Raw genomic sequence first — 12,926 nt, 5'->3', positions numbered from 1 at the left:
AATAAAAAATCAGCCTTACTGGGAAATATAATTGTGCAGGTACGAGATGGTTTCTTTTTGCGATTCGATGATGGCGGTTACCACATCGCCAATGGAAATGATGCCTATCACTTTTCCATTATCGGCTACGGGAAGATGGCGTATTTTTCTTTCACTCATGCGCTCCATACAATAATCGATGGAATCAGTAGAGGTTACGGTGATCACTTTTTGGGTCATGATCTCATTGATCTTGGTATCCCTGGAAGTACGGTTTACCAGTACTACTTTACGGGCATAATCCCTTTCAGAAAAAATACCTTTTAATTCACCGTCTTCGATGATCATTAACGCCCCAATATTTTTTTCGCACATGAAGGTAAGGGCATCGTATACAGAACTATTGGGCAATACTGCATAAATATTGTTTCCTTTGGTTTTTAATATATCAGCTACTTTAAGCATGGCAATCAATTTAAATGGTGATAAATTAAGATGCAATGTGTAAAGTAAAGAAATATACTGTAAAAAAAAAGGATTTTTTATACCCCCTGCCACCAGCAGGCACCGACCTTTACCCGGCTTTTATCTCTGCACACAGGTTTTGTAACACTTTTTTTGCATCGCCAAACAACATGGCTGTTTTTGGTTGAAAGAAGAGATCGTTTTCTATACCGGCATAGCCCGGCTTCATACTGCGTTTGTTTACAATCACCGTTTTGGCCTGTTGTACTTCCAGTATCGGCATCCCGTAAATAGGAGATTCAGGGTCGTTTTTAGCAGCGGGGTTTACCACATCATTGGCGCCCAATACGAGTACTACATCGGTTGTTTTAAATTCATCGTTGGCGTCTTCCATCTCCAGTAATTTTTCATAGCTTACATCGGCTTCTGCCAGCAAAACGTTCATGTGCCCTGGCATACGGCCCGCCACAGGATGAATAGCATACTTTACTTCCACCCCTTTTTCTTCTAATATTTTTTCCAATTCGTGGCAAATATGTTGTGCCTGCGCCACTGCCAGTCCATACCCAGGTACAATCAATACCTTAGTGGCATAACTCATTACCATGGATGCATCACTCAAACTGATTTCTTTGATAGCACCCTGTTCGTTTGAGGTTGCACCGGCGGCGGCAGCGGTTTCGCCCCATGATCCAACGATCACATTCAGCAAGCTACGGTTCATTGCCTTACACATCAATATGGTAAGCAGTGTGCCGGCTGCACCTACCAATATACCGCCTGTTAGCATTGCCTGGTTGTTGTACATAAAACCGGCACAGGCAGCGGCTACACCAGTAAAAGAATTAAGCAGTGAAATTACTACCGGCATATCTGCACCACCGATGGGCAATACAAATAAAACACCGTACAATAAGGATAAAGCCAAAATGCCATAAAACAAATAAATATGAAAAGAAGTTATTGCCCAGGATGATTGTGCAACCGCCCCACCCGGCAATGAAACCCCGCTCAATTCATCGCTGGTAACGGGTGTTTTAATAATAAATGTTACCACAGCAGCGGCTAAAACCAGCAGGAAAAACATATTCAAATTACGCTGTCCTTTAAAAGTAGTATCCCCTACAATACCTCTTAATTTGCCCCAGGCAACGATGCTGCCAGCAAATGAAATACTGCCAATTACCAAGCCGGCAACGATGGCTATAATTGAAACGGTGGTTAATTCTTCGGTTAAAAATATAAGGTTACCAACGGGTCGTATTGCGGTATGCAGGTAATGATTGAATTCAATGATTGAAATTAACATGGCACAGGCTCCGCCCATTCCGTTGAAGAGGCTCACCATCTCAGGCATCGCCGTCATTTTTATTTTTTTGGCAGAAATAAAACCCAGTATTGCACCAATGGTTAAAGCAACAAAAATTAATACAGTGTTATTAAGGTGCGCAGGTCTGCCGGCAACCTCCTGTTCAAATAAAAAAATGGTTCCAAAAATACCGATGGTCATGCCTGCTGCTGCTACCAGGTTGCCTCTTCTGGCAGATTCAGGATGTGACAACATTTTAAGACCCAGGATAAAAGTTACGGATGCGATAAGATAACAAATGGTAAGTATGTGAAGTGCCATATAAAAAATTTACACCGTAACCTTTAAAAAGGTTTTTGGCGCTTTTTATTAAAATCAGTTTTTTAACTTTTTTGCTTTTTGTAAAAATAATTAGTGGTATTTTATATTCCGGCATTACTCTTTTTTAGTAGCCTGGGGCGTCTTTTTTTTCTTAAACATTTCCAGCATTCTGTCTGTTACCACAAAGCCACCTACTACGTTTAAGGTTCCCAGCACTACCGCTAAAAACCCTAGTACTATGGCAAAATAATTATCCGTTTGCGCCTTGCCCATCACTATAATTGCGCCAATCACCACTACACCATGTATTGCATTTGCGCCGCTCATTAACGGGGTATGTAACACACTGGGCACCCGGCCAATTATTTCTATTCCCAAAAAAACGGACAAAATAACGATGTATATTATTTCGATGTGGTGGCTAAAAAAGTCTAAAATAGAATGCATATTTTATTGATTAGTGTATAAACCAAACGTGTATGTCTGGATAGTATTTATTTTTTTCATCCGATAGAAAGTTCGCTGATATAATTGTGTTTTATAAGTTTCCATTTACTTTTTTGCCTTGATGCAAATAAGTTGCAAAAAAGATGAAGACAGCATAAAAAAGGTTAAAAATTTAAATGACTGGCTAAAATAAATGATCGCAAACTTCAAAAACAAAACCCAACTTTGGTATCACTTACAAACAAATAGCAAAGCCAAACACTGGTAACATCAATTTCATTCCTTAACGCAAGCCATTTTAATTTTTTTAATTCTTTTTTTATGAGGCCGGAGTGTGAACAGGAAATAATACGGTTACATTAAGAATCTGTTTGAGTTAAGTAAGATATTTATCAGGTTGCATAAACAAGATGCCCAAATGTATGCCGATGAACGGATTGCGACGCAACGATGATGATATAAAAAACTAAAGCTGGTATTAAAAATAAATAACTCAAACAACTTCTAAAAGTTCAATAATATAATAAAAGCATACTTTTTACAGTTGCTGTTTTTTATGGTTGTGCATTAACTGCTGCCTGTATCCGCTCATTGGTAATCTTTCCTTCGTGAACTATGCAGGTACCTTTTACCAGGTCATCTTCAAAATTTAAATTAAGTGTGCCTTCTTTACTGATAACCAGTTGTAAAAAGTTCAAAATATTTTTTCCATATAATTTGCTTGCATCGCTGGGCATACCAGATGGCAAACCGGAGTTACCCACGATGCTGACCCCATGGTGAATAACGGTTTCATCGTTTTTTGTGAGTTCAGTATTGCCCCCAGTGGCAGCTGCCAGGTCAATAATTACAGAACCATTCTTCATGGCTTCCATCATGGATGTAGTTATTAAAACAGGCGCTTTCTTTCCTGGTATCTGTGCCGTGGTAATAATGATATCCGCCTTAGCAACACTCTCCGCAATTTTTGCTTTTTGACGTTGTAAAAATTCTTCACTTTGTTCAACTGCATAGCCTCCGGCTTTACTTGCATCGGCGGCACCTTCAACTTCTATAAACTTTGCACCCAGGCTCATTACTTCTTCTTTTACGGCGGGCCTTGTATCAAAAACTTCCACCACTGCTCCCAGTCGTCTGCCAGTGGCAATTGCCTGCAGTCCTGCTACACCTGCGCCAAGTATCAACATTTTAGCAGGCGGTATGGTGCCGGCGGCTGTCATAAACATTGGAAAATATTTAGGGAATAAATTGGCGGCAGTAAGCACTGCTTTGTAACCGGAAATATTTGCCTGGCTGCTTAATACATCCATTCCTTGAGCACGGGTAGTGCGGGGCAACATATCCATACTAAAAACAGTAATTCCTAGTGCTGCCCAGTTGTTGATGGAGCTGTAGTTAAACAAGGGCTGGTATACACCCAATACAACAGCGGTTTTGTTAATGAAAGCAATATCGTTTTCTGAAAAATTATTGATGGATAAAATAATGGCGGCGGTTTTTAGCACTTCCTCACGGGAGGCAACTGTTGCACCGCTTACAATATAGGTATCGTTGGTGGCAAATGCAGTTATTCCTGCATTGTGTTCCACCACCACTTCTACATTCCATTTTTTTAGAAGTGTTACATGTTCAGGCAGGAAAGAGACTCTGGTTTCGGGAAATGATTCTTTTAAAACACCAACAATCATAAATAAAAAGATTAGAACAAAGTTAGCGAAAAATAAATATGGCTGCGTTCAACACAAAGCAAATAAAGAATACGAGGGGCAAAAAAGTTCTTATTAGCAGACGAAGTTGCACTGAGCCAGGTTAATACTTGATTATAAAATGCTGCTTTTTTTTAATGCCGCTATTGATAAATACAATACCGATAAAAAAAAGATCGATGGAAAGGGTAACCATCGGATGTTGCAGGATGGTTGACCAGGCAGCTTCCATTCCGTTGCTCCAGTGAATATCATCGAACACCAGAATGGTATTGTCATTGGCATGATCCAGTAATTGTTGAAAGTATTGCAACGTAGGCTCTTTGCGGTGATTGCCGTCTGCAAACGCGAAATCAACCGTACCCATGGCAGAAAAAAGTGGTGGCAATGTTTTTGCAAAATCACCGGTTATCAATTCAATATTTTTGATGGCCAGCTGGATAAAATTATTTTGTGCAATTGATGCTATTTGCTGCGCCCCTTCGCAGGTAAATACTTTTGCGTCAACATTTCCGCTGGCCAGATAAGCAGTGGTAACTCCAAAAGAAGTGCCCAGTTCCAGAATATTTTTTGGCTGATAATACTGTACCATTCTAAAAAGTAACTGTGCGTATTTTGCCTGCTTCAAAGAAGTTTTTGCGATGGCTTTTACCAACCGCTTATTAGATTTTATTACTGCCGAACCGGCGCCAAAATCTTCTACTTCAATAATGGTATTGTCTTGTTTTAACTTACTTCTTACAGCTTCAATTGCATTGTAACATGCATACTTTTTTTTATCATTTAGTACATGTGTTACAAAATTGAATACAAAAGGAGAATGAATACCATGGCCCTTTCCGTTGGAAGCAGTCAAATAATAACGAAGATATTTTTTTGCTAACTGAAAAAGAGAATACAAGTTGAGTTGTGAGTTATGGATAATAAATTATGCGTTTGAACGTCAGCAGGCAGCTATTTCTTTTGCCAGATTTGAAAACTATAGGCATAGGCATGCTTTTCATCTGTTTCAAAATTCTGGTTAGATGTTAATGTCCATTTACTTTCATCAATTCGAGGAAAATAGGTATCGCCCTCTATTTGTGTATGTACCCTTGTCATATAAATGGTGTCTGCTATCTCCATTGACTGTTTATAAATTTCTCCGCCCCCGATTATAAAGATTTGTTTACTGCTGGTTGCGGCTATTGCTTTTTGTATGGCTTCTTCTATTGTAGTTGCCGTAATCGTATTCATAGCATGCCAGTGTGGCTTGCTGGTTACCACAATATTGGTTCTTCCCGGCAACGCCTTGTTAACCGCTTCAAATGTTTTGCGGCCCATGATAATCGGGAAACCCCAGGTAGTATTTTTAAAAAATTTCAGGTCGTTGGGTAAATGCCACAATAACTGATTGTCTTTGCCAATGGCATTGTTTTCAGATGCGGCAACTATCAGACTAAGAACAGCTGCCCCGCCCTCCAGGGAGGGATTTGTGTTTTCGTTTGTATTTAAAGTTTCGTTCATAAACTATTATTGATTATTTACTCATTGTTACAAATGGAATACCATTGTTCAAAAACGAGGATTAGCTCCTGCCACCATTCTCCAAATCCCTGGAGGGCTTTTACACCGCCACCGGCGCTTTAATGGCTGGATGGCTCTGGTAATTCAGCAATTCAAAATCTTCAAATGTAAAGTCAAAAATATTTTTTACTGCTGGATTTATTTTCATTTGTGGCATAGGAAAAGGTGCTCTGCCCAACTGCAGCTCTGCCTGTTCAAAATGGTTGTTATATAAATGCACATCTCCAAAGGAATGAATAAATTCTCCCGGTTCAAGCCCACATACCTGTGCAATCATCATAGTTAATAACGCGTACGATGCGATATTAAAAGGCACACCCAAAAATACATCTGCAGAACGTTGGTACAATTGGCAACTCAGTTTGCCGTTGGCAACGTAAAACTGAAAAAGACAATGGCAAGGCATCAATTTCATCTTGGGTAAATCGGCTACATTCCAGGCGCTGATGATCATCCGGCGACTATCAGGGTTTGTTTTTATCTGCTGAATCAGGTCTTTCACCTGATCCACTTCTACCCCATCAGCTCCCTGCCAGCTTCTCCATTGCTTGCCATACACAGGCCCGAGATCGCCGTTTTCATCCGCCCATTCGTCCCAGATTTTTACATGATGTTTTTTTAAAAATTCAATATTGGTATTACCCTGCAAAAACCAGAGCAGTTCGTAAATAATACTTTTAAGATGACATTTTTTGGTGGTTACTAACGGAAAGCCTTTACTTAAATCAAACCGCATCTGGTATCCAAAAACACTGCGTGTGCCCGTTCCCGTGCGATCACTTTTATCGGTACCGGTTTCCTTAATGTGTTTAAGAAGCTGAAGATATTGCTGCATGGGTGCAAGTTAAGCGGTCTGTTTTAAACGCAGAAAATCAGCTTCTTATTTTATTTACACAATGTGAAGGCTTTGTGCGAATTTTGAAAAAAACAACCCTAAATTATGAGTATTGTTATTAGAAAGGCTGTACAGCAAGATTGCCCTCGTATGATGGAACTGATTTACGAACTGGCAGTGTATGAAAAAGCACCGGAAGAAGTAACCGTAGACTTTGATCATTTTGTAAATGCGGGGTTTGGCAAAACCCCGGTATGGTCGGCCTTTGTGGCCGAACAAACTGATGAATCCGGCCTGGCAACCGTTCAGGCACTTGCCCTGTATTACACCCGCTATTCAACCTGGAAGGGCGAAACAATGTATTTGGAGGATTTGCATGTAACCGAAAAATCACGTGGCAGGGGCATTGGTAAACTATTGTTTGACAAATTATTTGAAGAAGCAAAAGCAAAAAAATATGTCGCTATTTCCTGGCAGGTATTGGACTGGAATGAACCGGCCATTAATTTTTATAAAAAATTAGGCAATGTACAATTTGATGCGGGCTGGGTGAATTGTACTGTTAATTTTTAAACTCAGTGCTTACCTTTACGCCTCTTTTTATACGCTTAAAAATACATTATGGCAGAAAAAATTACGATGGGCAGTATTGGTCAGCTCAATGTACCTAACCATCCAATTATACCGTTTATTGAAGGCGATGGTATTGGACCGGAAATTTGGAAAGTGGCCCGGCAGGTATTTGACAGGGCCGTGGAAAAAGTGTACGAAGGCAACAGAAAAATTGAATGGAAAGAAATGCTGGCTGGCGAAAAAGCTTTTAAACAAACCGGTGAATGGTTGCCAGCTGAAACGTTGCAAATAGCCAAAGATTATATCATTTCTATAAAAGGGCCTTTAACTACACCCATTGGTGGCGGCATCCGTTCATTGAATGTTGCCATGCGGCAAGACCTTGACCTATTTGCCTGTGTAAGGCCGGTGAAATGGTTCAAAGGTGTGCCGTCTCCTGTTGTGCATCCCGAACTGGTGGACATGACAATCTTTAGAGAGAATACAGAAGATATTTATACTGGTATTGAATGGAAGGCAGGCAGCGCCGAGGCACAAAAGTTTGAGAAATTTTTAATAGAGGAAATGGGCGTAAAAAATATCCGTTTCCCCGGCGATTCCGGCTATGGTGTAAAACCCGTTTCATCACAAGGCACAAAGCGCCTGATGCGTGCTGCCATTGATTATGCATTGGAACACCACCTGCCTTCTGTAAGCATTGTTCACAAGGGCAATATCATGAAGTTTACTGAAGGCGCTTTTAAAAACTGGGCCTACGAAGTAGCCCGCCAGGAATATGGCGATAAAACTTTTACCTGGGACGAATGGGATCAACTGAAAAAAGAACATGGCGAAGCGCACGCCAACGAAGTGCAGCGTAAAGCCCTCCATGACGGCAAGTTGCTGGTTAAAGATATTATTGCTGATAATTTTTTACAGCAAATATTAATTGCCCCTAAAGATTATTCTGTAGTAGCCACCCTAAACCTAAATGGTGATTATATCTCGGATGCATTGGCTGCAGAAGTAGGCGGTATTGGCATTGCACCTGGTGCCAATATCAATTACAAAACCGGCTATGCTGTTTTTGAAGCCACCCATGGCACAGCGCCAAAATTTGCCGGTACGGACAGCATGAATCCTTCGTCTGTAATTTTAAGCGGTTGTATGATGCTGGACTATATGGGCTGGCATGAAGCTGCTGAATTAATTACTTCTGCACTGCAGGCAGCCATTATGCGCAAAAGGGTAACCATTGATTTTTACAATTTAATGAGTGGTGCTACCCTGTTAAAAACGAGTGAATTTGGACAGGAAATTATTGCAAATATGGGAGTGGTAACAGCAGATGTAATGCTGAAGAAAAGCAGCAGTTTATAACCCTTGTAATTAAACCGAAACTGGTATTGCGGTTTACCCCAAACATTTGATGATGTTTCTGTAAATCATGTCTGTACAGTATGTTGAATCGTTTACATTTGCACTCAAATAAAAAAGCAATCAATGGCAAAAATTAAAGTAACTAATCCGGTGGTAGAACTGGATGGCGATGAGATGACCAGGATTATCTGGAAATTTATAAAAGACAAACTGATTGTTCCTTATCTGGAACTGGATATTAAATATTATGATCTTGGTATGGAACATCGTGATGCCACCAACGACCAGGTTACCATCGATGCCGCCAATGCCATTAAAGAATTTGGGGTAGGTATTAAATGTGCTACCATTACTCCGGATGAAGACCGGGTAAAAGAATTTAATCTGAAACAAATGTGGAAATCACCGAATGGCACTATCCGCAATATACTGGATGGCACTGTATTTCGTGAGCCAATCGTTATGCAGAATGTTCCCCGACTGGTTACCAACTGGACGGCTCCCATCATTGTTGGCCGTCACGCTTTTGGCGATCAGTACCGTGCTACAGATACGTTGATAAAAGGCAAAGGAAAATTAACCATGACTTTTACACCCGAAGGCGGTGGAGAAGCACAGGTTTTTGAAGTTTACAATTTTAAAGGGGACGGAGTAGCCATGAGCATGTATAATACAGATGAAAGTATTATGGGTTTTGCAAGAAGTTGTTTTAACATGGCACTTACAAAAAAATGGCCTTTATATCTTTCTACAAAAAACACCATTCTAAAAAAATACGACGGTCGCTTTAAAGATATTTTTGAAGATATATATCAAAATGAATTTAAGGCTCTTTACAAGGCTGCAGGCATTACCTATGAACATCGTCTAATTGATGACATGGTGGCGAGCGCTCTAAAATGGAACGGCAATTTTGTATGGGCCTGTAAAAATTACGATGGCGATGTACAAAGTGATACGGTTGCACAGGGTTTTGGATCTTTAGGTTTAATGACTTCTGTTTTAATTACACCGGATGGCAAAACAATGGAAGCTGAAGCTGCCCATGGCACTGTAACCCGTCACTACAGGGATCACCAGACAGGCAAACCCACTTCTACCAACCCCATTGCTTCTATTTTTGCATGGACAAGAGGCCTTGAGTTTCGTGGTAAAACGGATGGCAACCAGGCATTGGTTGATTTTTGCCAGGCGTTGGAAAAAGTTTGTATTGAAACAGTTGAAAGTGGCAAGATGACGAAAGATCTTGCAGTTTGTATTCATGGCAACAAAGTAACGCATGGTGAACATTATTTGTACACAGAAGAATTTTTAGATGCAATTGATGAAAATCTGAAAAAGAAAATGGGTTTATAATTTTACTAATTCATCATATTTAATAAAAAAAGCCCTGCAAAAACAGGGCTTTTTTTATAGCGAATTATCCTGGTTACAAAATAAGAATCAAAAGTAAAATAATGATGATGATAGCACCAACAGAAAGATATACCCGGCTGTTAAGGCCTTCTGCTCTGTGTTTCATAGCATTTAATTCATTCTTTAATACTTTTTTTTCACTAGCACTCAAGCTAGTTTTATCCATATTCTGAATTTCTGTAACACGGCTAACAATTTCACTTACAATGCGGGCATCAGCCGTACTATCTGTAACTGGCAAATTAGCAGCAGCATTGGATTGAAAGGGCATTGCGAAAGCAATAAAAAAGATAAACGGAGCGATTTGGAAGAATTTTTTGATTGTCATTTTATAAAATTAAAAGTTAAAGAGATTGTATGTTGAGCTAAAATTAATAAAGTTGAAAATTAATTATTAAAGTATGTTTTATTTTTTTCATTCTTTTGATTTAATTTTCCCCTTGCCTACGTAAGCGTTTTTTGTAAAATCTGCAATTCGTCTTTTATTAAATCAAAAAAAGCTGTAAAACACATTTTCAAAACCACCATCCTTTTTTTCATAAAAAATTTTTGATAATGTTTTCCTTTCAAAAGTCAAATATAATGCCCTTATTTTTTTACCGAAAGAAACAAGTTTAACGTTAGCAATTTCTAATTCATACCAATTAAAAGAATTTTTATTACTCAAACTGAGGAATTACCGCAACGTTGTACCTGATTTTGAAAATAATTTTTATCCACTAATCTGTATCTTTGTATCGAAGAATTTCGATATGAGTAAAAAAGGCAAAGTTTTGATGGCCATGAGTGGCGGAATAGATAGTACTGTGGCTGCGTTGATGCTGCACAACGAAGGCTATGAAGTAATAGGCATCACTATGAAAACATGGGATTATGCCACCAGCGTAGGTACAACCGGTAAAAAAGAAACCGGTTGCTGTAATCTGGATAGTTTTAACGATGCCCGTCAGGCAGCAGTGCAACACGGTTTTCCACATTTTATATTAGATATCCGGGAGGAGTTTGGAGATTTTGTGATTGATAATTTTGTGGAAGAATATATGGCGGGACGCACCCCGAACCCTTGCGTAATGTGTAATACCCATATAAAGTGGCGTGCTTTATTAAAAAGAGCGGATGCATTGGGCTGCGAGTTTATTGCTACCGGGCATTATGCACAAATACACCAGCATACCAATGGCAGATATTTTATTCGCAAAGGCATTGATGAAACCAAGGACCAGAGTTATGTTTTATGGGGGCTTCAGCAGGATTTGTTAAGACGTACACTTTTGCCGTTGGGTACCTACCACAAAACGGCTATCCGCCAGATGGCGCATGATTTTGGCTATCCTGAGCTGGCAAAAAAAGCAGAGAGTTACGAAATTTGTTTTGTACCGGATAACGATTATCGCGGCTTTTTAAAACGCAACGTAACCGGGCTGGAAGCAAAGGTGAATGGGGGCAATTTTACGGATAAATCAGGTAAAGTTTTGGGGCAGCATAAGGGCTACCCATTTTATACTATCGGCCAAAGAAAAGGATTAGATATTGCCTTGGGTAAACCGGCTTTTGTAACCGCCATTGACCCTGACACCAATACCATTGTACTGGGTGAAGAAGATGATTTAAAGGGTAATGAAATGCAGGTAGCAAAAATAAACTGGATAAAATATGAGGGGTTAACGGAAGGAATGGAAGTGCTTACTAAAATTAGATACAAAGATAAAGGTGCGATTAGTAACCTGCACACATACCAAAGTGGTGTAAATGTTCGTTTCTTCGAAAACGTAAAAGGTATTACTCCCGGACAAAGTGCCGTTTTTTATGAAGGGGATGATGTGATTGGAGGCGGTATTATTCAACGGAGTGTGCAGCCTTTTGCATAAAATCAGTGTCTGATTTTAATAATTTTCTGTTTTATGAAAAGAAATATTTTATTAGCTGGTTTGGTAGCAGCGATCATTTTTAGTGCCTGTAAAAAAACAGAAGAATTTAAAACAGATGCCATCAATGATTATGCTCCGCTGGAAGTTGGGAAATACATTACTTACCAGTTAGATTCGCTGGTTTTTGCAGATAATATAACTCCCCACGATACTGTAATCACTTACCAGGTAAAGCACATGGTACAAGATACTATCACCGACAACCTCGGAAGAAAAGCATTTAGCATCAGAAGATTTATTCGAAAAAAAGCCACAGACGAATGGATAGCAGACAATACTTTCATGGCAGTTAATTCAGGCAGCTCTTTTGAATTTATTGAAAATAATTTTCGTTTTTTAAAATTAAAAGTTCCTTTTAAAAATGGTTTTTCCTGGAAAGGGAATTCTTATATTGATGCTACGTCTAATTTTCCTGATGCACCGGTTGTACAATATTATGCTGACTGGGATTATGTATATGATAGTTTAAATACCCCATTAACATTGGGAGCAACAATCATCGACAGCACTATCAAAGTTAGCGAAAGAGATGACACCGTAGGAAATCCTGACGATCCGGCTGTTTATAGCCAAATAGATTTTAGTGTATCTAATTATGGCAAAGGTGTTGGTCTTGTTTACCACCGGTTTCTTCACCAGGAGTACCAGCCGCCAACACCCGGTACGTATGGGTATAAAATAGGGTACGGTATTACGCTCACTATGATTGATCACAATTAAAAGGCGGCTGCTGTCAACATTATTTTTTAAATTTAATGCCTGATTAGCAAGTTAATTAAATTACCAATGAAGAAACTATCACTTATTTTTTGCATAATTTTTATTGCGTTTCACATCAATGGCATTGCACAATTTTCCCGCAACATTATTCAGTTAAAAGATAAAGCAGGCACCCCTTTTTTAATCAGCAATCCTTCTCAATTTCTTGCCCAACGTGCCATCGACAGAAGAAAAAGATATAATATAAATATTGATGAAAGTGATTTACCTGTTACCCCTGCATACATTGACAGTATTCGTTT

Annotated in this window: 14 protein-coding genes; 6 read left to right on the top strand and 8 right to left on the bottom strand. The window is 39.3% G+C overall.

Annotation, left to right across the window (positions count from 1 at the left end; genetic code table 11):
• Nucleotides 1-15: 15 nt before the first annotated feature.
• The 7 genes from H7254_RS07350 to H7254_RS07320 all read right to left on the bottom strand — a co-directional run bounded on the left by H7254_RS07350 (nt 16) and on the right by H7254_RS07320 (nt 6,628).
• Nucleotides 16-444, bottom strand: coding sequence for a CBS domain-containing protein (locus tag H7254_RS07350; protein WP_301921913.1), 429 nt, complete (start codon nt 442-444; stop codon nt 16-18).
• Between the two features lie 109 nt (nt 445-553).
• Nucleotides 554-2,074, bottom strand: coding sequence for an NAD(P)(+) transhydrogenase (Re/Si-specific) subunit beta (locus H7254_RS07345; protein WP_301932353.1), 1,521 nt, complete (start codon nt 2,072-2,074; stop codon nt 554-556).
• Between the two features lie 114 nt (nt 2,075-2,188).
• Nucleotides 2,189-2,521: an NAD(P) transhydrogenase subunit alpha gene (locus H7254_RS07340; protein WP_301921915.1), complete on the bottom strand. Its 333-nt coding sequence runs from the start codon at nt 2,519-2,521 to the stop codon at nt 2,189-2,191.
• A gap of 554 nt (nt 2,522-3,075) precedes the next feature.
• Nucleotides 3,076-4,209 (bottom strand): Re/Si-specific NAD(P)(+) transhydrogenase subunit alpha, encoded by a 1,134-nt coding sequence (locus tag H7254_RS07335; protein WP_301932352.1) that lies wholly within the window; start codon nt 4,207-4,209, stop codon nt 3,076-3,078.
• A gap of 121 nt (nt 4,210-4,330) precedes the next feature.
• Complete coding sequence (locus H7254_RS07330; protein WP_301932351.1) at nt 4,331-5,083, bottom strand: O-methyltransferase; 753 nt, start codon at nt 5,081-5,083, stop codon at nt 4,331-4,333.
• A gap of 98 nt (nt 5,084-5,181) precedes the next feature.
• Entirely contained in the window at nt 5,182-5,733 is a 552-nt protein-coding gene (locus tag H7254_RS07325) for a dihydrofolate reductase (protein ID WP_301932350.1), read from the bottom strand.
• A gap of 100 nt (nt 5,734-5,833) precedes the next feature.
• A complete protein-coding gene (locus H7254_RS07320; RefSeq protein ID WP_301932349.1) occupies nt 5,834-6,628 on the bottom strand; it encodes a thymidylate synthase in 795 nt (264 codons plus the stop codon).
• Between the two features lie 105 nt (nt 6,629-6,733).
• Between H7254_RS07320 and H7254_RS07315 the strand changes: the two genes are divergently transcribed.
• From H7254_RS07315 to H7254_RS07305, 3 genes are all read left to right on the top strand, one after another.
• A complete protein-coding gene (locus H7254_RS07315) occupies nt 6,734-7,201 on the top strand; it encodes a GNAT family N-acetyltransferase (protein WP_301932348.1) in 468 nt (155 codons plus the stop codon).
• Between the two features lie 48 nt (nt 7,202-7,249).
• Entirely contained in the window at nt 7,250-8,560 is a 1,311-nt protein-coding gene (icd, locus tag H7254_RS07310) for an NADP-dependent isocitrate dehydrogenase (protein ID WP_301932347.1), read from the top strand.
• A gap of 123 nt (nt 8,561-8,683) precedes the next feature.
• Nucleotides 8,684-9,916 carry an NADP-dependent isocitrate dehydrogenase gene (locus H7254_RS07305; RefSeq protein WP_301922102.1) on the top strand — a complete coding sequence of 411 codons (1,233 nt, stop codon included), beginning with the start codon at nt 8,684-8,686 and terminating at the stop codon, nt 9,914-9,916.
• A gap of 73 nt (nt 9,917-9,989) precedes the next feature.
• Here H7254_RS07305 and H7254_RS07300 read toward each other — a convergent pair whose 3' ends face one another.
• Entirely contained in the window at nt 9,990-10,304 is a 315-nt protein-coding gene (locus H7254_RS07300; protein ID WP_301932346.1) for a hypothetical protein, read from the bottom strand.
• Between the two features lie 424 nt (nt 10,305-10,728).
• Between H7254_RS07300 and mnmA the strand changes: the two genes are divergently transcribed.
• From mnmA to H7254_RS07285, 3 genes are all read left to right on the top strand, one after another.
• Nucleotides 10,729-11,844, top strand: a complete 1,116-nt coding sequence (gene mnmA, locus H7254_RS07295) for a tRNA 2-thiouridine(34) synthase MnmA (RefSeq protein WP_301932345.1) — start codon at nt 10,729-10,731, stop codon at nt 11,842-11,844.
• Nucleotides 11,845-11,877: 33 nt separating this feature from the next.
• On the top strand, nt 11,878-12,624 hold the full coding sequence (locus tag H7254_RS07290; RefSeq protein ID WP_301932344.1) for a hypothetical protein: 747 nt from the start codon (nt 11,878-11,880) through the stop codon (nt 12,622-12,624).
• 66 nt (nt 12,625-12,690) lie between these two features.
• A partial coding sequence (locus H7254_RS07285; RefSeq protein ID WP_301932343.1) for a hypothetical protein occupies nt 12,691-12,926 on the top strand: 236 nt, incomplete at its 3' end.

It is taken from the genome of Ferruginibacter sp. (assembly GCF_014377975.1).
In the GTDB taxonomy this organism is placed as follows: domain Bacteria; phylum Bacteroidota; class Bacteroidia; order Chitinophagales; family Chitinophagaceae; genus Ferruginibacter.
This window is presented reverse-complemented; position numbering and strand designations above follow the sequence as displayed.